Here is a 21,916-nt window from a genome sequence, read left to right as displayed (position 1 = left end):
GGTCAGGAACCAGGGGTTTCCAGAGTGACGACCCTGCGCTCGGCGGCCGAGCGCCGGGCGGCCTCCAGTACGGTGAGAGCCTCGACGACCTCTTCGGGGGCGACCGGTGGCGGGGCGCCCCCGGTGAGGCACGCCACCACGTCCCGGTAGAAGCCGGCGTAGGCGCCGGGCTCGGTGGGGACGGCACGGGCATCGGGGGAATCTTCGCCGACACCTCCGCCGTGCGCGCCCAGGGTGCCCCACCGCTCGGACGGCTCCTCGCCGAAGCCGGGAGAGGCGGGGGTCAGCCCGGCGCGCAGCTGCTCCTCCTGCACGTCCAGACCGTACTTCAGGTAGCCGGCCCGCGAGCCCAGCACCCGGAAACGGGGGCCCAGCCGAGGAGCGACCGCGCTCACCCACAGGTGGGAGCGGGCCCCGCTCGCGTGGGAGACGGCGATGAAGGTGTCGTCGTCGGAGTTCACCCCACGGCGGCGCACGTCGGACTCGGCGTAGACCTCGACGGCCGGACCGAGCAGTCGCAGGGCCTGGTCGACCAGGTGGCTGCCGAGGTCGTACAGCAGTCCCGCGACCTCCTCGGTCCCGCCCGTCTCGCGCCAGCCGCCCTTCGGCACCGGCCGCCAGCGTTCGAAACGCGACTCGAACCGGCGCACCTCGCCCAGCGCGCCCTCGGCGACGAGGCGCTCGACGGTGCGGAAGTCGCCGTCCCAGCGCCGGTTCTGGAACACGGTCAGCATCAGGCCGAGATCGCCCGCCAGCTCCGCCAGGCCGCGCGCCTGCGCGGCGGTCGCGGCCAGCGGCTTGTCCACCACCACGGGCAGGCCCGCCCTCAGCGCGGCCTCCGCGAGCGGGACGTGCGTACGGTTGGGGGAGGCGACCACGACCAGGTCGACGGAGTCCCACAGCTCGGCGGCGTCCCCGGTCGTCCGCGCGCCGTACTTCTCCGACACCTCGGCGGCCCGCCCGGGATCGCCGGTGACCACCGCGGACAGTCTCAGACCCGGTGTCGCGGAGATCAGCGGGGCGTGGAAGAACGCCCCGGCCACGCCGTACCCGACAAGGCCGACGCGCAGGTCGGTCATGGCGCGGCCGGCGGGTCGGCGGCCGGGGACGGGTGCCCGCTCCCGCGCCCGGCGAGGCCGGCGCGAGGGTCAGTCACCGCGCCGCTCGTCACGCTCGGCCAGGAACGCCTCGAACTGGGCGGCGAGCTCGTCGCCGGTCGGCATCTCCGAGGACTCGGCCATCAGGCTCTCGCGCTCGGAGCCCGCCGCGAACGCGTCGTACTGCTGCTCCAGGCCGGTGATGGCGGTGGACAGCTCCTGGGAGGCCTGGATCTGCTCGGCGATCTCGGCGTCGGTCTTCTCCGCGGCCTCGCGCAGGCTCTCCAGCGGGAACACCAGCCCGGTGCCCTTGGTGACCGCCTCCAGCGCGGTCACCGCGGACGACGGGTATTCGGCCTGGGCGAGATAGTGCGGGACGTGCACGGCGTAGCCGAGGGCGTCGTGCCCCTTGGCGCCGAGCCGGAACTCGATCAGCGAGGCCACGCTGCCGGGCACCTGGACCTTGCCGAAGGCGCTGGTCTGGCCGGTGACCAGCTCGGGACGGCTGGCGTGGCCCGTGACGCCCAGCGGGCGGGTGTGCGGGACGGCCATCGGGATGCCGTGGGTGGTCACCAGCTTGCCGACCTTCAGCCGGGTGACCAGCGTGTCGACGGCCGCGGTGAACAGCTCCCACTCGCGGTCGGGCTCGGGGCCGCTGAGCAGCAGGAACGGGGTCCCCGTGGTGTCGTGGACCAGGTGGAGCACGAGCTCGGGACTCTCCAGGGCGACCCAGCGATCGGTGTCGAAGGTCATGGTGGGCCGGCGGGAGCGGTAGTCCAGCAGACGGTCCACGTCAAAGGTCGCCACGACCCGGTGCTCCAGCTCGTCGAGCAGGTGGGTGATGGCGAGTTTTCCGGCGCCGCCCGCGTCCACGAACCCGTCGAAGTGGTAGAGCAGCACCGGATCGGTCAGCTCAGGGACGTCTCCGCTGAGCCGGTAGAGATCCGTCGGGTCGAACACCGTTTCCAGCCTTTCGTCGGTCGTCTTTTCAGCTCAACCCGCTGGGGGGCCGCTGAATTCCGCCTGCTCTCGGCGATCACACGGCACCCTACCGGGGCGCGGTGGGTCACACGCAGCCTGACCCTGGGCGTGGGGAGTTCTTCGCAACCCGTCCGTCCGACCCGGCGAGCCGGGGCGGCTCCGAGCCCGCGTAGGAGCCGAGGTCGCGGCAGACCTCACCGACAACGGGGGCGAATACCTGAAAATGGTTCACGTGATAAATCAGAAGCCACGATATCCGGGTGTTTCCTGATGTATAGGAAAACGGGCGCCCTTCGGTCATCCTTGGGGAGTGGGAACTACTACTACGCGTAGGTCAGACCTGTCTCTCCGCATCCCTCCGCTACCCTGTCCCTTCCCCAGCGAGGTCAACCCCCATGTCGAGCGGGTCAACACCGAGACCCTCGACTGGCTGGTGGAAACGGGCATCCTGGAGGATCCCGAGACCGTCAAGCGCTACCGCCAGGCCAAGTACGGCTGGCTGGGAGCCCGCACGTATCCCTATGCCGAACACCACACGCTCCGCCTGGCGACCGACTGGTGCGTGTGGCTGTTCGCCTTCGACGACGCCTTCTGCGAGTCGGGCCGCGGCGCCGGTGAGATAAGCCGCGCCCTGCCCCGGCTGTTCACCGTCCTCGACGACCTTGAGGCCGGGCAGGAGGTCGACGACGTCTTCGCCAGGACGCTCCTGGAGATCAAGACCAGGATCTCCAGGTACGGCGACGACGACCAGCTCGACCGCTGGCGCGCCGTCACCAAGGACTACCTCTTCGCCCAGGTGTGGGAGGCCGCCAACCGCGAGGCCGACGTCGTGCCGCAGGTGGACGACTACATCTTCATGCGACGGCGCACCGGCGCCATGCTCACCGTCTTCGCCCTCATCGACATCGCCAGCGGATGCAGCCTCACCCCCGAGGAGTGGCGCCACCCCGATGTCAAGGCGATCACCGAGAGTGCCAACGACGTCGTCGTCTGGGACAACGACCTCATCTCGTACGCCAAGGAGAGCGACGGCGCCAACTCGCGCAACAACCTCGTGAGCGTGCTCGCCAGGCACCGGGGCTACTCGCGGCAGCAGGCGATGGAGGCGATCGGCGCCATGCGCAACCGGGCGATCGCCGACATGGTGGCACTGCGCCCCTCGCTGGAGGCGCTCGGCTCCGATGCGGTGCTCGCCTACGTGCGCGGTCTGGAGTTCTGGATCAGCGGCAGCGTCGACTACTCGCTGACCAGCTCCCGATACACGTCCGCCTGGCAGGCCGAGACGCCCAAGCCCTCCGCCCGATGACTCACCCCCGAACGGTCCGACCGTCCTCGTGGTCTCCGAGCGCGAGGACGATCAACTCCTCCAGGTTCAGCTTCCTGCCCTGGGCGAAGGCCTTCTCGTGAGCCTCCTCGCCGAGGATGCGCCTGCACTCCTTGACACAGCGGTCGTGCTCGGAGTTGAAGAACGGGGAGCCCAGCTGCGGCATCCCGAAGGTCCGCCAGTTGGCCTGGCCGCCGCCCATCAGCCGGGCCGAGAGCTCCGCCTCCCCCTCTTCCAGCGCCTGCTTGGCCACCACCTCGATCGCGAGGCCGATCCCGAGCACGTCGTGGAAGTAACGCTTGAGCCGCAGCGCCTCGCGCGCGTTCGACATGGCCTCGGGGGAGCGGCCCATCACCTGGTACACGCTGGCGAGCGCGTAGATGGCGTACGAGCGCAGCCACAGCTCGCCGCGCTGGGTGCAGACCGCGATGCAGTCGCGCAGCAGCACCTCGGCCTCGGCCGGCTCGTTCTGGATGAGCAGCACCATGGACAGCTCGACGATCGAGGGCAGCAGGCCCGGGTTGAGCTCGCGGCCGCTCTTGTGGAACTCGATCGCCACGCCCAGTAGCGCGCTCGCCTTCTGCAGGTCGTTCTGCAGGAACGCGGCCGTGCCGAGCATCTTGGTGGCGAGGATGACCGCGCCGGAGTCTCCGACCCTGACGGCGTCGGAGCTGCACTGCTCCGCGGCCTCGATGGCACCGGTGATGTTTCCCTGCGCGCTGTTGATGTAGGACAGCACCCACAGCGCCTTGCACCGGTCGGGGCTCGGCTGGCGCGCCAGCTCCAGGGTCTTCTCCAGATATAGCCTGCCCTCGCGGGCCAGCCCGCAGGCCACCCACATGAACCACAGGGAGGACAGAAGCTTCAGCCCCGCCTGCACCTCGCCGGGAGTGCGCAGGCAGTGGTCGAGCGCGACGCGGATGTTGTCGTGCTCGTGGCGCATCCTGACGTACCAGTAGACCTGACGGGCACCCGACCAGGCGTCCTCGCTCCGCTTGGCCAGCTGCAGGTAGTAATCGCGGTGCCTCTCCCTGATCACGGCGCTCTCGCCGAGCTTGTCCAGCCACTCCTCGCCGTACTGCCGAAGGGTGTCGATCAGCCGGTAGCGGTGCCCGGAGGGCGTGCCGTCGCTCAGCAGGATCGACTTCTCCACCAGGCTGGAGATGAGCTCCATGATGTCCTCGGAGGGGAGGTTGTCGCCCGAGCAGACGTAGCGGGCGGCGTCGAGCTCGAAGTCTCCGGCGAAGACCGAGAGCCGCGCCCACAGCAGCCGCTCGGCCGGCTCGCACAGTTCGTGGCTCCAGCCGATCGCGGCCCGCAGCGTCTGGTGCCTGGGCAGCGCCGTGCGGCTCGCCCCCGCGAGCAGGCTGAACCGGTCGGCGAGCAGGCCGAGGATCTGCTCCACCGACAGGGCGCGCATCCGTACCGCGGCGAGCTCGATGGCGAGCGGTATGCCGTCGAGCCGGCGGCAGAGCTCGGCCACCGGGCCGATGTTGCTCTCGTCCAGCATGAAGTTGGGCACCACCGCGCTCGCCCGCGTGACGAAGAGCTGCACCGCCTCGTTGGTGAAGACGTCCTCGCCCGAGGAGTCGCCGGGAACGGTGAGCGGTGGGATGGTGACCGTGTGCTCACCCCTGCAGTTCAGCGACTGACGGCTGGTCGCCAGGATGGTGAGCCCCCGGGCGCTGACGAGCAGGTCCTCGAAGAGGGTGCCGCACGCGTCGACCAGGTGCTCGCACGTGTCGATGATCAGAAGGATCTCGCGGTCGCCCAGCCACTCGATCAGCGTCTCGTCCGCCGAGCGGGCGGACTGGTCGGCGATCCCGAGGGCCGAGGTGATCGTGTGACGGACCATCCCAGGGTCCTGGAGGCGGGCCAGGTCGGCGAACCAGACGCCGTCCTTGAAGTCACCCCGCATCTGGTGGGCGATCCGCAGGGCGGTGCGGGACTTGCCGACGCCCCCGATGCCGGTCACCGTGACCAGGCGGTGCTCGCCCAGCCGCTGCCTGAGTGTGGTGAGCAACCTGGTGCGCCCCACGAAGCTGGTCAGCTCGTTGGGCAGATTGCCGTCTCGCCGCCATCCTGCTGGCGTTGTCATGGCGCCTCACGGGGGGATAGCCGGAACCTGCCACCGCATCGTACCGTCTGGGCCACGGCCTGTCCCCGTACAGCGCGGGGCGCGGGCTTTCCCCGAGAAGGGGAGCACGAGCCGCGAGGGTGGCTAGCATGGGGCTCGTGACAGTGCCCGAGCCCGATGACCTGCGCCCCGTCGACCTCGCCGACGACGGGTTGCCGATCCTGCCCGACCAGACCGCAGACGACACCGATCTCGGCTGGAGCGAGTGGCGTGAGGCCGACAACGACGCCCGCCTGATCGAGGACCGTCCTCCCCACTGGTGATGTCCCCCGCGAGCCGGACCCCCGCGACCGAGCCCCTTCGCGGGACCTCTCGCCGCGGGGGGTCGGCCGGCAGGGCTTCGCGCGGCGGGAGGTCCCGCGGAAGGCGCCCCCGCACGTCCCGCTAGGAGACGACGTCCTTGGTGCGGAAGCGGCGGAAGGCGAACGCGATCAGGATGGCCGAGTAGGTGACGGAGACGGCCACCCCCTTGAGCATGCCGTCATACTCCGGCTGGGGGGCGAGGGCGTCCAGCCACGCGGTGCTCCAGAACGTCGGGAGAAACTCCCTGAGCCAGCCGAGCGCCTCGACCGCCTGCAGGATGTTGCTCACGATCACCAGGCCGACCGCACCGCCGACCGCTCCCAGAGGGGAGTCGGTGCTGACGGAGAGCAGGAAGGCCAGCGCCGCGACCACGAACTGGCTGACCAGGGCATAGCCGATCACCACCCCGAACCTGGGCAGCACGTCCAGGGCGGCGATCGTCTCACCGGTCCCCGGCACCCGGACGTCGTTCCACCCGAAGGCGAGGGTCCCGGCGAGCAGGGCCATCACCGGCAGGCAGATCACCGCCGCAGCCGAGTAGCCCATCGCGACGATCAGCTTCTGGCGCAGCAGGCGGTCGCGGGGGATCGGGGCGGCGAGCAGATAGCGCAGTGACGACCAGCCGGCCTCGCTCGCCACGGTGTCCCCGCAGAACAGCGCCACCGCGACGACCAGCAGGAAGCTCGCCGACACCGACAGGGCGAACGCCGCGAAGTTCAGCCCGCCCTCGGTGGCCAGGTCGGAGATGCGCAGCGTGGTGGTGGGCTGCCCGGACCCGGCGCCGAGCTTGAAGGCGATCACCAGGATCCACGGCAGCGCGAGCAGCAGGCCGAACATCACCAGCGTGCGGCGCCGCTTGAACTGCCTGACGATCTCCACGGAGAGCGGCAGGGTGCGCCCCGGCGCGTAGCCGCGCGCCGAACCGTTCTCCGCGACGCCGTTCTGCGGGCTCCCCGCCCGCGCGGGGCCGTCGCCCGCCGGGCCGGTCATGGTGCCACGAGCACCGTCGGTGTCGCTCACGCCTTCTCTCCGATCAGGTCCAGGAAGACGTCTTCCAGCCGGGTGCCGGAGCCGTTGACCGGGGTGCGGCTGCTCAGCAGTTCGGCCACGGTCCCGGCCGTGACGAGACGCCCGCGGTGCATGACCACCGCGTGACTGCAGGTCTGCTCCACCTCCGAGAGCAGGTGACTGGAGACGATGACCGTACGGCCCCCTCTGGCGTAGCGGATCAGGACCTCGCGCATCTCGCGGATCTGGGGCGGGTCGAGACCGTTGGTGGGTTCGTCCAGGACGAGCAGGTCGGGCAGGCCGAGCATGGCCTGTGCGATGGCGAGACGCTGGCGCATGCCCTGGGAGTAGGTGCGGACGGCGCGGTCCAGGGCGTTACCGAGCCCGGCGATCTCCAGGGCCTCGGCGAACCCGGCGTCCTCGACGGGGCGGCCGGTCGCCTTCCAGTACAGCTCCAGGTTGTCACGGCCGTTGAGGTGCGGCAGGAAACCCGGCCCCTCGACGAACGAGCCGAGCCTGGACAGGACCGGGGCGCCGGGCACCACCCGGTGACCGAAGATCCGGATCTCGCCGCCGTCGGGCTTGATCAGGCCCATCAGCATGCGCAGGGTGGTGGTCTTGCCCGCCCCGTTGGGGCCGAGCAGGCCGAGCACCTGGCCGTGCTCGACGGTGAACGACAGGTCGTTCACCGCGAGTTCGCCGTTCCGGTACGCCTTGGTCAGGCCGTGGATCCGCAGCGGTACGGAGTCGAGCTCGGGGTCGTGCTCGTCGGCGGCGCGGCGGCGTCCGGCGAGCAGCAGGACGGCCGCGACGACGAGGGAGAGCAGCGGCAGTGCCCAGATCCACCAGGCGGGGCCGGTCGAGGGGGTGCGCAGGGTGGCGTGGGTGGGGACGGTCACCGCCGGTGAGGCGAGGGCGACCGTGTGGACGGCCGGAGCCGCGGGGGTGCTGTAACCCAGGTCGGTGGTGGTGAACGCGACGCGCAGCCGGTGCCCGACGTCGAACCTGTGGTCGATGGCCGGCAGGGTCACCGTGGCCTCCCCCGAGCCGCCCTCGGGGATCGTGATCCTGATCGGGGCGACGAGCCCTTCCGGCAGGAGCGGTGCCTGCGTCGCGCCCGCGACGTCGTAGAGCTTGGCGAACAGCGTCACCTCGTCCGCCGCCCGCGCCTCGCCGCTCCCGGTGCCGCTCGCTGGGCCGCTCCGAGTGCCGCCCTCCGCGACGTCACCGGCCGCGGGGGACCCCGAACGCTCGGGCGTCACCCGCACCCGTACGGTCGAGCTGCCGGTGACCTGGAGCGGGGTGGTGAGCGGGGCGGAGTCGAAGACGGCGCTCTGACCCGCCATGTCGATCGACAGGTTCGCGGTGGCGGCGCCGCCGAGACCGCCGAAGCCGGGGACCGCGGAGATCGAGGAGGGGGAACCGCCCGGCGGGTTCGCGACCTGCTGCTCGGGCCCGCTGAGCGGCACGGAGGTCTGGCCGGTGCCGCTCAACCCCGGGTAGCCGTCGGCGACGGCGTGCAGCTGGACCGGGCGACGGGTGCCCGGGTCACGCCCGCCGTCGCGGGTGACGGTGAAGGCGCTTTCCTGCCCGGCCGCCTCGCTCTCCTTCAGGTGGCGGTCGAACCAGCCGAGCGTCTTCTCGTGCAGCCAGTCGACCTCGCCGTTGCCGCCGTCGTGGCCGCCGTCGAACCAGGCGACCTCGACCGGGGCGCCGGTGGCGGCGATCGCCCTGGCGTTGGCGTCGGCCTGCCCCAGGGTGAACAGCGAGTCGCGCTGTCCCTGGAGCAGCAGCGTCGGGACCTTGATCTTGCCGGGCACCGAGATCGGGCTTGACCTGCGCAGTGTCTCCACCGCGTCCGCCGTCGCCCGTCCGCTTTCTGCCACCTTCTGGTACATGTCACAGATCTCCGGCAGGAACCGGCCGCACCGGACCTCCTCCGCGGTGAGCGGCCTCGGCTGGGCGGGCGGCGACCCGTCCCCGGCTCCCGCGCCCTCTCCGTCTTCCCCGCCCCCCGCGCCGGTTTGGCCGAGGGCGGCCAGACCGGCCGCGCCCGGGGTGGGACCGCCCCGGCTGAAGAACAGCCCGGCCCACATGCGCTTGAACACCCCGCTCTCCGGGCCCTGCCCGGTGGCGTTCGGGAACAGCGCGTCGGCCAGGTCGTGCCAGGTGATCTGCGGGACGATCGCGTCGATCCTGGGATCGTGGGCGGCGGCCATCAGGGAGATCGCCCCGCCGTAGGAGCCGCCCGCGATGCCCACCCGAGGGTCGCCCGCCGCGTCGAGCCGGACCTCGGGCCGTCTGGCGACCCAGTCGACCAGCTGGCGCACGTCCTTGACCTCGTAGTCGGGGGAGTTCAGCGCGATCTGTCCCGAGGAGCGGCCGAAGCCGCGCGCCGACCAGGTCAGCACGGCGTAACCCTCCCGTGCGAGCCGTACGGCGGCGTCCCTCACGCTCAGCTTGCTGCCGCCGAACCCGTGCGCGAGCAGCACCGCCGGGGCCCTGCCGCCGCCGGCGGGAGGGAAGAAGCTCGCGTCCAGCGTGACCCGCTGGTCGTCCTCCGGCCCGTCCAGCACTGTGATCATCTGGTCCTGGGCCCGTACGTCGGGAGCGGACGGCCACACCAGCCAGGCCGCGACACCGATGACCAGCACGACGATCGCAGCGATCCCCGCGACCCGGATGGTCCGTTTTCCCCCACGTTGCATGACGAGAGCCTACTGATTGGAGCTGAAGGGCTCCTGAGACCGTTCTCAGGAGCGTTCCAGCCGGTCAGTCACCGGTCGGCTCGGTCGCCGGTCGTCGCGGCGGGGACGAACACGGATGATCCACCGCCGTGGAGCAGGGGAGGCGTCCCGATGCTCAGGGTTGTCCCCGATTGCGGACCGAGGTAAAGGAGCGGCATCATTTCGACGCGTGAAGCCAGTAGAGAGCCTTCGAAGAAGAGCCACTCCCGTGATCGAGTGGGCTCTGCCGTATTGGACGCGCGGGGAGGCCGGCAGAGAGACCCCGGAGGATCTGTTCAGGATCCTCTACCTCGGGTGGCTGGTGGCTTTCTCGTTCAAGGTGCTCGGGGCGTCCTGGGACGTCTCCTGGCACTTCAAGTGGCTTCGCGACGACCTGGCCCCGCCGCACCTGCTCAACAGTGTCGGCACCGCCCTCGCCCTCGCGCTCACGATCATCCATATCTACACCGGCTACGGCGTGGACAAACTCGCGCAGCGTCTCATCACCTGGGGCACGGGCATCTTCCTGGTCGCCGTCCCGCTGGACCTGATCAACCACCGGGTCAACGGGCTCGACATCACCTCGTGGAGTCCGTCCCACCTCATGCTCTACGTCGGCACGCTTTTCATGATCTGCGGCGTCATTCGGGGCTGGTTCGTGCGGGCGATCCCAGGGCGGACGCGCACACTGGTCCTCGGCGGGCTCTTCGTGTTCCTCTTCGAGAACGTCTGGTTCCCGGCCCAGCACCAGGAGTACGGCGTGTACGCCATCTCGGCCTGGGACCGGGGGGCGCCCGAGGCCGAGCCGATCCTGATCAAGTTCGCCGCAGACCAGATCGGCCTGCCGGTGACCGACAGGGCCGTGGCGCTCCACTTCGCGCTGCCCGTGCCCGACCAGCTCTACCCGCTCTACGCGGCGATCGCCGCGATCCTGGTGGCCGTCTACGCCCGCGCGATGATCGGCCGGATGTTCTCGGCCACCGCCGTGATCGGTGCCTACGTCGTCTTCCGCACGCTGATCTGGCCGCTCCTCGCCGTGGCCGACTTCCCGCGCTCGGCGATCCCGGTCTTCCTCATCGCCGGGGCGCTCGCCGTCGACCTGGCGTTCCTGATCAGGATCCCCGTGGTCAGGGCACTGGTCGGATCCCTCGGTGCCACCCTCCTGATCGACCAGGCACTGCGCTTCCAGCACGCGACGTTCATGGCGCCGCCGCTGGTGCCCCCCACGACCATGTTGATCGGGGGGGCGGGACTCGCGGTCCTGTGGCTGGCCGCGGAATGGTCCTTCGGCCGCCACACGCTGCGGGCTCAGGACAGGGAGGCAGTGGTCAGCGCGACCGCGACCCCGTAGGCGAGCCCCATCACGGCGATCTCGGCGGCCGCCCACGCGACGACCGCCGTCGCCCGCCCTTCGGCGATGTGCGGCAGCAGGCGGAAGCGGATGTGGGCGGCGAACGGGATCAGCAGTGCCACGCACGCGACCTTGGCCAGCACCAGCAGGCCGTACTCGCTGGTCAGGAGAGCCCCGGGGAGCTCCACCCCAGGGGTGAGGGCCATCGTGGCCAGGCCGTTCACCAGGCCGGAGACGCTGACCACGACGAGCGCGAGGGTCGCGAGCCTGGAGAACGCGGGCAGCACCCGCGCCAGCAGCTCCCGGTCCCCGGTGACCAGCAGGATGATCGTGAGCAGGCCGCCGGTCCACGCCGCCGAGCCCATCACGTGCAGCTCCATCGAGATCATGATCGGGTCGTGCCAGAGCGAGTCGACCGCGTGGCCGGTGACCGGGATCGGCAGCAGCCCGAAGAGGGCGATCACGATCCGCAGCTCGGCGGGGACCTTCTCGCCGTACCGCACGGCCAGCAGCCCGATCCCGGCGTAGGACAGCGCGCAGGCGGCGCTGAAGAGCATGCCCTGCCCGGCGCCGACGCTGTCGACGTAGTCGGCGATCATGCCGGGGGTGGGGAGCAGGCCGGGGTTCAGCTCGGCCGTCTGGAACACGATCACGACCAGCGCCAGCAGTGCCCAGGCCCAGGCGAAGGTCACGGCCGCCGGCCGGGCCCGGCGCATCACCGGCTCCGTGCGCTCGGGGTCGTCGAACCCGAGCAGCTTCGGCAGCAGGCTGAGCCCGACCACCGCCACCGCGGCGAGGTCCAGCAGCACCCGCAGCACCGGCAGCCCGTACTCCACCAGCGGTCCGGGGATGGCGATCCCCGGCACCGCCTCCTGGCGGGAGAGCGCCGTCGCGGTCAGCACGGCCACCAGGGCCCCGGAGACGAGCCCGCCGACGACCAGCCTCCTGGCGGTGCCGGCCTCGGCGGCAGGCTCGGCGGTCAGGGTCATCCCACGCCTCCCTGCTCCTTCGTACGGCGCATCGCCACGACGGTGGCCCCGCCCAGCAGGACGATGGAGCCCGCGATCCACAGCACGGCCATCCCGGCACCGCCGTTCTGCGCGGCCTCGGCGGCCTGGGCGCCCAGATCGGGTTCCTGCGGCGCGGCGGCGGAGGCCACGGGGGCGGGGGCGGGGCTGGCGGGCGCCTGGGCGGACGCGTCGGGACCGGGGGCGGTGAGGGTGAAGGTGATCTTGCTGGAGACCGGGTGGCCGTCGGAGGAGAGGATCCGGTAGCCCACCGCGTACTCCCCGGCGGAGCCGAGGGGTTTCACGCCGACGCTCACCTTCGTCCTGTCGACGGTCGTCTTTCCCTCCTCCCAGTGTGTGCCGTCCGGGCCGATCACGCTGATCTGCGCGAAGCCCTGCCGGACGGGCTGGTCGAAGGTGAGTGTGATCTTCTCGGGACCGGTGGCCAGCTCGGTACCGTCCTTGGGGTCGCTGCTGATCAGCACGTTGTGGGCCTGTGCCGGGACGCCCGCGCCGAGCAGCGCGGCGGACGCGAGCAGCAGGACCGTGAGTAGCCGCCTCACCGGTCGTGGCCTTCCTTTGGGGTCGTCATGACGAATGACATGCTCCCACCCCGGCCTCCCGCCCGGGAATCGCGCTCGCGCGTCTCGTCTCATCCGTCCATCGGTGCCCGCGCCCCGGTGAGGGGGCGTGTGCGCCGGTGGACGGGCCGATTCCGGTGCTCCGGCCACCGAAGGGGATCGGCAGGGGCCGATGGGGACCGACGAGGACCGATGGAGGCCGATGGGGGCCGAGGGAGACGGGGAAGGCCGGGGAACCTCCCGGCGGCGGGTGGGAGCCTGCCGGGACAGAGTCAATGACTAAGAGGATGACAAACATTCAAAAAATGGAGAATAGGTCGATTTATCTGGTAAAAGCCCTTGAGAGATATTTTGCTGGTTTTATTGGACTGTAAAACAACCGCGAAACCTTGACGAATTCGGCGCGTGATCCTTAGCCTCGCTTCAAGCAACGTCGTCGATTCGCCGCGCTCGTGCACGGCGAAGAAGTCGCCGTGCCCTCGCACGGTGTGAAGGCGTGACATGTGGTCGGGACACGTCACGCCGGGCGTTCGCGCGTCTCGGTGTCGGAGCCGTACTCCGCGCCGCGCAAGTCCTCAACACCATCGGATCCGCGCGTCCCCCCGGGGCCGGGCCGATCCGGTCGGTCGTGGGATCCCCCAATCGGGAGATTCCATTTTCCGCCGTAAGGGAACGCGCCCGGGTTCCCCTCCCGACAGTACGGAGGCGTCGTGACGCGCACCGGCCTCTCACTGGACGAGGAGGCGGTATCCGCCCGCGCCGGTGTCGAATCGAGGGCCTTTCCGATGGAACGCCCCGGCCGGGCGCGAGACACCCGAGCGCATGCCCGTCGTCGGCGCCCCGCCGGCGAAGCGGCGGGGAGAAGTCATCACAGGGAGCCGCGGGGGCTGTTCGAGGCCGCCGCGACAGGCCGGACGGAAGGCGCCTGAAATGTCGATGTCGCTGATAAACGGATGGAACAGGGCGTCCCGCGAGGGCGTCGACGAAGAGAACGGCCGGACCCGATGACGGCCGGTCTCGCGCGGCTGAGCGCGACGTCCGTGGAGTTCACCGGCGTACGGGGCGGGGAGGCGCCGCTCAGCTGGGGCCAGCTCGCCATCTGGCGGCTCACCCGGTGGCTGGACGACGACGACCCGTACTTCAACATGCCCTGGGTGCTGCCCGTCTACGGCAGACGTGACCTCGACACCGTCCTGCGGGCGTTGCGCGTGCTCGTCGAGCGGCACGAGACGCTGAGGACGACGTATGAGGAGACTCCCGGCGGGCTGGTCCAGCGCGTGGCGCGCGAGGGCCGCTTCACCGTCGAGGTGTACGACGCGGGACAGGCCAAACCGACCGCCGCGGCGAGGGAACTCTCCGCCAGGCTGGCGGCCACCGCGTTCGACTACGCGAGCGAGCTGCCGTTCCGATGCGCCGTCGTGACCGCCGACGGCCGTCCGAGGGCGATGGCTCTCACCCTGTCCCACCTGGCAGTGGACGGCGGGGCGCTGGACGTGCTGGCGCGCGACTGGCGGGACCTGCTCGCCGGTGGCGAGCCGCCGGCCCCCGCCTGGCAGCCGATGGACCAGGCCGCCTTCGAGCGCGAAGGTCCTGGAGCCGCCCGAGGCGAGCGGACGCTGCGCCACTGGCGCGCGGTCCTGGAGAGGGCGCCCCTGAGCATGTTCGACTTCCCCCGCACGACGCCGGAGGAACCGAGGTTCGTCAAGGTCGGCATGGAGTCGGACGCCACCGCGGCGGCGGCCGAGGTGCTGGCGGAGCGCTGGTCGATCAGCACGGCCAGCGTGCTGACCACGGCGAGCGCCGTGCTGCTGGGCACGCTCACCGGCCACGACGAGGTGGTCATGCAGCTCATCGTGGCCAACCGGCACGATCCCCGGGTCGCGGCGATGGCGGGCAGCGCCGTTCAGGACGGGATCTTCGTCCTCGACCTGCCGGAGGGGACGTTCGCCGACGCCGCCCGTGCCGGGCACCGGCAGGCGCTGACCGCCTACAGGAACGCGCACTACCACCCGTACCGGATGATGGCGCTGCGCGAGGAGGTCGGCCGCGAGCGCGGCAGACCCGTCGACCTGTCGGCCTACTTCAACGACGCGCGGGCCGTCGGCCACTGGCCTCACCTGCCCGCGGTGGAGCCACCGGGCGACCCCGCGGCGATCGCCGCACTCACCGAGCGGACCAGGACCTTCCACGTCGGATCCTGGCCCGAGGTGGACGCCACGGCCCTGTTCGCCACCGGTACCGCCACCACCACCTGCGAGCTGTACCTGACGGCCGACACCGCCTACCTGCCGCGCCCCACGGCCTACGCGCTGCTGCGCGGGGTGGAGAGTCTGCTGGTCGCCTCCGTGGCCGGGGACGTCCCGCTCGACGAGGTCGCCGGACTGTGCGGCATCGTCCCGGTCGAGCGACCCGCCGTCCACGGCCAGAACGGTTCCTCCGCCGGTTCACCGGGCACCGGCCGGACGCGGGGCGCCCAGGAGCTCGGCGCGCAGGGTGTGCGGGAGGTGGCCGGTGGTCACGTCTGACCACCGGGCGGGGCCCGACGGCCGCGCAGCGCTGCTCGAACGACTGGCGCGCCTCCCCGAGGCACAGCGCGCCGCGCTGCTGAGGAGGATGCGGGAGCGGGACGGGGAAGGCGGCAGGGAGTGGCCGCTGTCGTTCGGGCAGGAGCGTCTGTGGTTCCTCGGCAGGTTCGACCCCGACGACACCACCTACCACACCCCCTGGTGCGTGCGCCTGCGCGGTCCCGTCGACGCGGAGGCGATCGCCGTCGCCTTCACCCGGGTGGCCGAGCGGCACCACGTGCTGCGCACCCGGTTCCGGCTGGCCGGTGACCGTCCCGTCCAGGTCGTCGTACCGGCCCGGCCGGTACCGGTGGAGCGGGTGGACGTCACCGGCGATCCGGCTCCGATCGTCGTGGATCTCATCAACAGGCCCTTCGACCTCGAACACGGCCCGCCGCTGCGCGTGGCGCTGCTGCGGCTGGGCGAGCAGGACTTCCTGCTCTGCATCGTCCTGCACCACATCGTCGTCGACGGCTGGTCGCTCGACGTCCTGATGCGGGAGGTGGCCGAGTGCTACGCCGCGCACCGCGAGGGCAGGCCGCCCGGGCTACAGGAGCTTCCGGCGCAGTACCCGCAGGTCGCCGAGGAGGAGAGGCGCCGCGCCGAGTCGGACGAGGACGCCTCAAGCCTCGACCACTGGACGAGGACGCTCGCCGGGGCGCCCGCCCTCGACCTTCCCGCCGACCACCCCCGCCCGGCCCGCTGGAGCGGACGCGGAGGTCAGGAGAGCCTGTTCGTTCCCGAAGAGGCGATCGCCCGGCTGGAGAACGTCGCCAGGGGGACGCGCTGCACGCTCTTCATGGCACTGCTCGCCGCCTACCAGGCGACCCTCGGACTGGCCTCCGGGCGAGAGGACCTGTGCGTCGGGGTACCGGTCGCGGGAAGGGACCGGCCGGAGATCGAGCCGCTGATCGGCTACTTCGCCACCACGCTCGTGCTCCGCGCCGACCTGTCCGGCGACCCCACCTTCCGCGAACTGCTCAAACGCACCCGCGCCGCGCTCTTCGGGGGACTGCGGCACGCCGGCACACCGTTCGAACGGATCCTCGGCGCGCTGCGCCTGCCCCGCGACCTGAGTCGGCCGCCGCTCTTCCAGGCCATGTTCAACCTGCACAACCTGCCCAAAGGGGACCTGCTGCGGACCACGATGGGTGATTTGTCGGTCGAGGTCTATCCCGCCCCCGCGACGGGACGCACCAAGGCCGAGGTGTCCGTGGACGCCTGGCGGGGCCCCGACGGCCTCGGCGGACTCGGCGGCGTCCTCGACTACAGCAGCGACCTGTTCTCCGCCGGAACCGCTCGGCGCCTCATCCGGACCTTCACCGACGTGGTGGAGCGCGCCGGAGCCGACCCGGACCTCCGGCTGTCCGACCTGAGAGGTGTACAACCGTGGTGACGACCCTGGAACCGACGCGTGAACCGCTGGAGACGACGTCCGACGCGGTGGCGGTGAGCGGACCCGGAGGCACGCTGACCTACCGGGAGCTGTACCGGCGGGTCGACGACCTCGCCGCGGTACTGCGCGGGCAGGGGGTGGGCCCCGAGGTCCCGGTCGGCCTGTGCATGGAACGCACCACGGGGATGGTCGTCGCGGTCCTGGCGGTCTGGGCCGCCCAGGGCGCGTACGTCCCGCTCGATCCCGCCTTTCCCGAGGAGAGGCTGCGGCTCATGCGCGAGGACGCCGGGATCGAGCTGGTGCTGACCCAGGCCGGGGTGGACCGGCGCCTGCTCGCGGACGTCCCCAGGACGCTTCTCCTCACCCCCGACGGTGCCGTTTCCGCGCCGTCCCGGTTCACCCCGGACGGCACTTCCGACGGCGCTGTCTCCCCGCCGTCCCGGTTCACCCACGACGACGCTGTTTCTTCGGCGTCCCGGCTCGCTCCCGACGGCGTCGTCGCCGCGGTGCCCCGGCTCGTCCCCGGTGGCACGGTCCCACCGCTCCCCGCGCTCGTCCCCGACGGTGCCACACTCCCTGGGCCGGACGGGAGCGACTCGCAGCCGCTCCCGCTCGTCCCCGGAGACGGCACCGCCCCGGCCCACCGCCGCGACATTCCAGGAGGGCCGGGGGGCGGCCTGGCGTACGTGATCTACACCTCGGGCTCCACCGGGCGGCCCAAGGGCGTGGAGGTGCCGCGCCGCGCGGTGGAGAACCTCCTCGGGGCGTTCTCCGGCAGGCTGGGACTCACACCGGAAGACCGCTGGCTCGCCGTCACCACCCTGTCGTTCGACATCTCCGTGCTGGAACTGCTGCTGCCCCTCGCGTGCGGGGCGCGGATCGTCGTGGCCTCGGCACGGGAGGCCGCCGACGGCGCGGCGCTGCGGGCGCTGGCGGTCGCGGAGGGGATCACGGTCCTGCAGGCCACCCCGGCGACCTGGCGCATTCTGCTGGAGGCGGGCGGCGTACCGGAGACGATCCGCACCCGGCTCTGCGGGGGAGAGGCGCTGCCGCGCGACCTCGCCGACGCGCTCCTCGCCCCGGGGACGAGCCTGTGGAACGTGTACGGGCCGACCGAGACGACCGTGTGGTCCACCGCCGGGACCGTCGCACCCTCCCCCGCGGGGATCGGCCTGGGAGAGCCGATCTCCGAGACGTCCCTGTACGTCCTCGACGACGGTGGCCTGCCGGTCGCGGACGGCGAGGCGGGGGAACTGCACATCGGCGGGGACGGGGTGGCCCGCGGCTACCGGGGCATGCCCGCGCTGACCGCCGCCCGCTTCCTGCCCGACCCCTTCACGAGCCGTCCCGGAGCGCGCATGTACGCGACCGGCGACCTCGTCAGGCGCGCCCCGGACGGTCGCCTCGAATACCTGGGCCGCGCCGACAGGCAGGTCAAGATCCGGGGGTTCCGCATCGAGCTGGACGAGATCGAGACCGTCCTGCGCTCGGCCGACCAGGTCCGTCAGGCCGCCGTCGGCGCCTGCGAGGGACCCGACGGCCTGCCCGCTCTGGTGGCGTACGTGGTCCCCGCGGCGGGATCGGCGACGGCGGGGCTGTGGGAGGCGCTGCGCGACAGGCTCAGGTCGAGCCTGCCCGACTACATGGTTCCTGCGCAGCTCGTCACGCTCGACGCCCTGCCGCTCACCCCCAACGGCAAACTCGACCGCGCGGCGCTGCCGGTACCCGGCGGCGCGCCGGTGAGGACGGTCCCCTACCGGGCGCCGTCGACGGCGGCGGAGGACGAGCTCGCCGCCATCTGGGCGGAGGTGCTGGGGATCGACGAGCCGATCGGGGCCGACGACGACTTCTTCGAGCTGGGCGGCCACTCGCTGATGGCCGCCCAGATCATCGCGAGGGTCCAGGCGCGCTTCGGTGCCGCCGTGCCACTCCCGGCCCTCTTCGAGGACCCGACCGTCGCGGGGCTCGCCAGGCAGCTGGACCGCCTGGACGACGACCTGGACCTCGCCGAGGTCGCCGCGCTGCGCGAGCGGCTCGACGGCCTCGACTCCGAGGAACTCGCGGCGATCTTCGACGAACTGGCGCCGGGCGCATGAGGGCACCCCTGTCCCCGGCGCAGGAGCGGCTCTGGCTCCTGCAGCGCCTCGACCCGGGCAACGCCTCCTACAACGTGTATCTCGTACGCCTGCTCGGCGGCCCCCTCGTCCCGGCCGCGCTGACCCGGGCGCTCACCGACCTTCTGGCCCGCCACGAGAGCCTGCGCACCAGGTTCGCCGAGGAGGAGGGCGTGCCCTGGGCCGTGGTGGAGGAGGCGTCGGCGCCCCGGATCGAATGGCTGGACTCCGGCGGCCACGAGGAGGCGGAACGCCTGGTGACCGAGCGGGCCAACACGCCGTTCGACCTGGAGGCGGGGCCGCCGCTGCGCGTCGCGGTGATCCGGGTCGCCGAGGACGAGCACGTGCTCTGCCTCACGATGCACCACATCATCGCGGACGGCTGGTCGCTCAACGTCATCCTCGACGACCTGGCCGACTGCTACGCCGCTCGCCTGTCGGGGGAGGAGCCCCGGCTGCGCCCGCTGCCCGTCCAGGCGGGCGACTACGCGCGATGGCATCGGCGCAGGGCCGAGCGGGCCGTGCCGTACTGGCGGGAGAAACTCGCGGAACCGCCACCGGCCGAGCTGCCGTTCCGCCGCCCGGGGGAGGCGAGCGGGCAGGGGGAGGTCCAGCGCGTCCTGCTGCCCCCCGCCACCGCGCGGCGGCTGGAGCGGCTCGCCGCCGAGCACCGCACCACCCTGTTCACGGTGCTCGTCGCCGCCTACCAGACGCTGCTGCTGCGGCACACCGGGCAGACCGACCTCCTGGTCGGCACCGTCGTCGCCGGCCGGGACCGCGTCGAGCTGGAGCCGATGGTCGGATACGTCTCCCAGACGGTGATCCTCCGCGGTGACCTGTCGGGCGACCCGCCGTTCACCGGACTGATCGGCCGTACCCGCGGCGAGGTCTTCGGTGCGCTGGGCAACCCCGCGGTCCCCTTCGAGCAGCTCAGCCATCCCGCGGAGTCGCTGCTGCCCTCCATGCTCATCCTGCACACCCAGGACTCCAACCCGCGCAGAACGTTCGGCGACCTGAAGGTGGCCGACCTCGACGCCGGATTCCACCAGGCCAAGGTGGACCTCCTCGTCGAGGCCTGGTCCGGTGAGGACGGGCTCGCCCTGTCCTTCTGCCACGACACGGGCCTGTTCGAGACCGGGGAGGTCGGCCGGCTGGCCGCGAGGTTCGCCCTCCTCCTCGAATCCGTCGCGGACGCCCCCGGCACCCCGCTCTCCGCCCTGCCGATCTGGACCGACGCCGACCACGCCGAGATCCGCGCCCTGTCCGGCGGGCCGGTCCCGGACATCGACCGTGCGGCGAACGCCGGTCCCGCCTCGGACACCGCTTCGGACACCGTCTCAGATCCCGTCTCAGATCCCGTCTCAGATCCCGTCTCGGAGGCCGGTCTGGTTCCCGGGATGATCCTGGAGGCCGCGCGGCGGGCGCCGGACGCCGTCGCCGTGGTCTGCGGGAAACAGAGCGTCACCTACGGCGAGCTGCTCGCCCGTGCGGGCGCGCTCGCCGAGGTCCTGCGCGAGGGCGGCGTGCGACGGGGGGACGTCGTCGGGGTCTGCCTGCCCCGTTCGGTCGACGCGATCACCGCGCTGCTCGCCGTCTGGTGGGCCGGGGCCGCCTACCTGCCGTTCGACCCGGAGGTCCCCGACGAGCGGCTGGCCTTCTCGATGGCGGACAGCTCGGCCACCCACCTGATCACCCTGCGTGAACCGCCACCGGGCCGCGTCGCCGTCGCCCCCGCGACCTCCCGGAGCCATGGAGGTTTCGGAGACCCCGGCGACCTCCCCGCGCCGCAGGACGCCGCGTACGTCATCACCACCTCTGGATCCACCGGCGTGCCCAAGGGGGTGCTGGTGGAGCACGGCGCGGTGGCCGCGCGGGTGCGCTGGATGCGCGAGGACTACGGCCTCACCCCGGCCGACCGGGTCGTCCAGTTCGCCTCGCTCAGCTTCGACGCCCACGTCGAGGAGGTCTTCCCCACGCTGGCGGCGGGAGCCACGCTGGTGCTCCTGCCGGAGGGCGCGGTGTCCCTGCCCGCCCTGCTCGCCTCCCCCGAGGGAGCGACGGTCACCGTACTCGACCTGCCGACCGCCTACTGGCACTCGCTGACCGAGGACCCGAGGGAGACCGCGTGGCCGTCCTCGCTCCGCCTGGTGATCCTCGGTGGCGAGCAGGTCTCGGCGGCGGCGGTGGAGCGCTGGCGAGGGTTGCTCGGCGACCGTGCCCGGCTGGTCAACACCTACGGCCCGACCGAGGCGACGGTGATCGCCACCGCCGCCGACCTCGGGGCGAGGGACGTCGCGGGACGCCCCCCGATCGGCGGCCCGATCGGCGCGACCGTCGTCCACGTGCTCGACGGCAGGGGAGACCCCCTTCCGCCCGGCGCGACCGGGGAACTGGTCATCGGTGGAGCCGGAGTGGCCCGGGGCTACCTCGGCAGGCCGGCGCTCACCGCGGCCGCCTTCGTCCCCGACCCGTACGGCGCCCCGGGAGCGCGCCGCTACCGGAGCGGCGACCGGGCGCGCTGGCGTTCCGACGGGCGGCTGGAGTTCCTCGGGCGGCTGGACGCGCAACTGAAGATCAGGGGGTTCCGGATCGAGCCGGGCGAGGTGGAGAGCCGTCTGCTCACCCACCCCGGGGTGCGGCAGGCCTTCGTGACCGGCAGGGGAGAGGAACTCGTCGCGTACGTCACGGGCACCGCGGACCCGGCCGTCCTCAGGGAGCATCTGGAGCGGTCGCTCCCGCGCCAACTCGTCCCCACGGCGTGGGTGACGCTGGACGCGCTGCCCCTCACCTCGGGCGGCAAGGTCGACGCCGCCGCGCTTCCCGAACCGGCCGCCGCCGTCCCCGCCACGGGCCGCGTCGCGCCGCGTACGGACGCGGAGAGGCTGGTCGCCGAGATCTGGGAGGAACTGCTCGGCACGGGGCCGGTCGGCGTCCTCGACGACTTCTTCGCGCTGGGCGGGCACTCCCTGCTGGCGACCCGGGTGGGGGCGCGGATCAGGCGGGACACCGGGGTCGAGGTCCCGATCCGGACGATCTTCGCCAAAAGTACCGTCGCCTCCCTCGCCGAGGCGCTGGAGGAGCTGCTGATCGAGGAACTGGACTCCCTGACCGAGGAGGAGGCGCTGGAGTTGCTCGCGGGCACCGACCGTTCCTGAACTCTTTTCCGGGTGCTCCGCTTCTTCGCCCCGGTTCCCCGCCCCTCCTGAAGGCGCCTCCCGGCCCCTCCGGCTCTCCGCCGCAGGGAGACCGCCGGGGGGTGATCGGGAGACGCCCCCGGGAGACGCCGCCGGGAGGCGTCGAGCCCTCAGGTCGGCGATCCGCTCGGCG

At 72.0% G+C, this 21,916-nt stretch carries 14 protein-coding genes; 7 read left to right on the top strand and 7 right to left on the bottom strand.

From position 1 onward, the window contains the following. Nucleotides 1-2: 2 nt before the first annotated feature. The gene (locus tag ABZ664_RS15815) at nucleotides 3-1,079 is read right to left on the bottom strand and encodes a Gfo/Idh/MocA family oxidoreductase (protein ID WP_362509163.1); all 1,077 of its coding nucleotides are present in this window, start codon (nucleotides 1,077-1,079) and stop codon (nucleotides 3-5) included. 69 nt (nucleotides 1,080-1,148) lie between these two features. Continuing rightward, complete coding sequence (locus ABZ664_RS15810) at nucleotides 1,149-2,057, bottom strand: PAC2 family protein (protein ID WP_362509160.1); 909 nt, start codon at nucleotides 2,055-2,057, stop codon at nucleotides 1,149-1,151. A gap of 331 nt (nucleotides 2,058-2,388) precedes the next feature. Here ABZ664_RS15810 and ABZ664_RS15805 point away from each other — a divergent pair, with 331 nt between their 5' ends. Next, on the top strand, nucleotides 2,389-3,384 hold the full coding sequence (locus ABZ664_RS15805; protein ID WP_362509157.1) for a 4-epi-cubebol synthase: 996 nt from the start codon (nucleotides 2,389-2,391) through the stop codon (nucleotides 3,382-3,384). A 1-nt stretch (nucleotide 3,385) separates the two neighbouring features. Here the strand turns inward: ABZ664_RS15805 and ABZ664_RS15800 are convergent, their stop codons facing one another. Continuing rightward, nucleotides 3,386-5,500: an ATPase gene (locus tag ABZ664_RS15800; protein ID WP_362509154.1), complete on the bottom strand. Its 2,115-nt coding sequence runs from the start codon at nucleotides 5,498-5,500 to the stop codon at nucleotides 3,386-3,388. A gap of 137 nt (nucleotides 5,501-5,637) precedes the next feature. Here ABZ664_RS15800 and ABZ664_RS15795 point away from each other — a divergent pair, with 137 nt between their 5' ends. Next, nucleotides 5,638-5,802 carry a hypothetical protein gene (locus ABZ664_RS15795; RefSeq protein WP_362509264.1) on the top strand — a complete coding sequence of 55 codons (165 nt, stop codon included), beginning with the start codon at nucleotides 5,638-5,640 and terminating at the stop codon, nucleotides 5,800-5,802. Nucleotides 5,803-5,923: 121 nt separating this feature from the next. Here ABZ664_RS15795 and ABZ664_RS15790 read toward each other — a convergent pair whose 3' ends face one another. Together ABZ664_RS15790 and ABZ664_RS15785 are read right to left on the bottom strand one after the other, a co-directional pair. Further along, the gene (locus ABZ664_RS15790; RefSeq protein WP_362509151.1) at nucleotides 5,924-6,862 is read right to left on the bottom strand and encodes an ABC transporter permease subunit; all 939 of its coding nucleotides are present in this window, start codon (nucleotides 6,860-6,862) and stop codon (nucleotides 5,924-5,926) included. Continuing rightward, the gene (locus tag ABZ664_RS15785) at nucleotides 6,859-9,558 is read right to left on the bottom strand and encodes an alpha/beta fold hydrolase (protein WP_362509148.1); all 2,700 of its coding nucleotides are present in this window, start codon (nucleotides 9,556-9,558) and stop codon (nucleotides 6,859-6,861) included. The genes ABZ664_RS15790 and ABZ664_RS15785 overlap by 4 nt, the downstream gene beginning before the upstream one ends. Nucleotides 9,559-9,805: 247 nt before the next feature. On the opposite strand from ABZ664_RS15785, the gene ABZ664_RS15780 reads away from it, so the two are divergent. Further along, complete coding sequence (locus ABZ664_RS15780; RefSeq protein WP_362509145.1) at nucleotides 9,806-10,927, top strand: hypothetical protein; 1,122 nt, start codon at nucleotides 9,806-9,808, stop codon at nucleotides 10,925-10,927. Here the strand turns inward: ABZ664_RS15780 and ABZ664_RS15775 are convergent. After that, a complete protein-coding gene (locus tag ABZ664_RS15775; protein WP_362509142.1) occupies nucleotides 10,885-11,916 on the bottom strand; it encodes a CopD family protein in 1,032 nt (343 codons plus the stop codon). The two genes, ABZ664_RS15780 and ABZ664_RS15775, sit on opposite strands and share 43 nt — an antisense overlap. Beyond that, nucleotides 11,913-12,497 (bottom strand): copper resistance CopC family protein, encoded by a 585-nt coding sequence (locus ABZ664_RS15770; protein WP_362509139.1) that lies wholly within the window; start codon nucleotides 12,495-12,497, stop codon nucleotides 11,913-11,915. Before ABZ664_RS15770 ends, ABZ664_RS15775 begins: the two co-directional genes overlap by 4 nt. Nucleotides 12,498-13,519: 1,022 nt before the next feature. Between ABZ664_RS15770 and ABZ664_RS15765 the strand changes: the two genes are divergently transcribed. Genes ABZ664_RS15765 through ABZ664_RS15750 form a run of 4 tightly spaced genes read left to right on the top strand, consistent with a single transcriptional unit; the run spans nucleotide 13,520 to nucleotide 21,744 of the window. Continuing rightward, complete coding sequence (locus ABZ664_RS15765; protein WP_362509136.1) at nucleotides 13,520-15,040, top strand: condensation domain-containing protein; 1,521 nt, start codon at nucleotides 13,520-13,522, stop codon at nucleotides 15,038-15,040. Continuing rightward, the gene (locus ABZ664_RS15760; protein ID WP_362509133.1) at nucleotides 15,027-16,475 is read left to right on the top strand and encodes a condensation domain-containing protein; all 1,449 of its coding nucleotides are present in this window, start codon (nucleotides 15,027-15,029) and stop codon (nucleotides 16,473-16,475) included. Before ABZ664_RS15765 ends, ABZ664_RS15760 begins: the two co-directional genes overlap by 14 nt. Beyond that, nucleotides 16,469-18,571 (top strand): non-ribosomal peptide synthetase, encoded by a 2,103-nt coding sequence (locus tag ABZ664_RS15755; RefSeq protein WP_362509130.1) that lies wholly within the window; start codon nucleotides 16,469-16,471, stop codon nucleotides 18,569-18,571. The genes ABZ664_RS15760 and ABZ664_RS15755 overlap by 7 nt, the downstream gene beginning before the upstream one ends. After that, nucleotides 18,568-21,744 carry an amino acid adenylation domain-containing protein gene (locus ABZ664_RS15750; RefSeq protein ID WP_362509127.1) on the top strand — a complete coding sequence of 1,059 codons (3,177 nt, stop codon included), beginning with the start codon at nucleotides 18,568-18,570 and terminating at the stop codon, nucleotides 21,742-21,744. The genes ABZ664_RS15755 and ABZ664_RS15750 overlap by 4 nt, the downstream gene beginning before the upstream one ends. The last annotated feature ends 172 nt before the right edge of the window (nucleotides 21,745-21,916 follow it).

The sequence above is a fragment of the Streptosporangium sp. NPDC006930 genome, assembly GCF_040635605.1.
Taxonomy (GTDB): domain Bacteria; phylum Actinomycetota; class Actinomycetes; order Streptosporangiales; family Streptosporangiaceae; genus Streptosporangium.
Note: the sequence above shows the minus strand (reverse complement) of the source record. Positions and strands in the feature narration are given on the sequence as shown.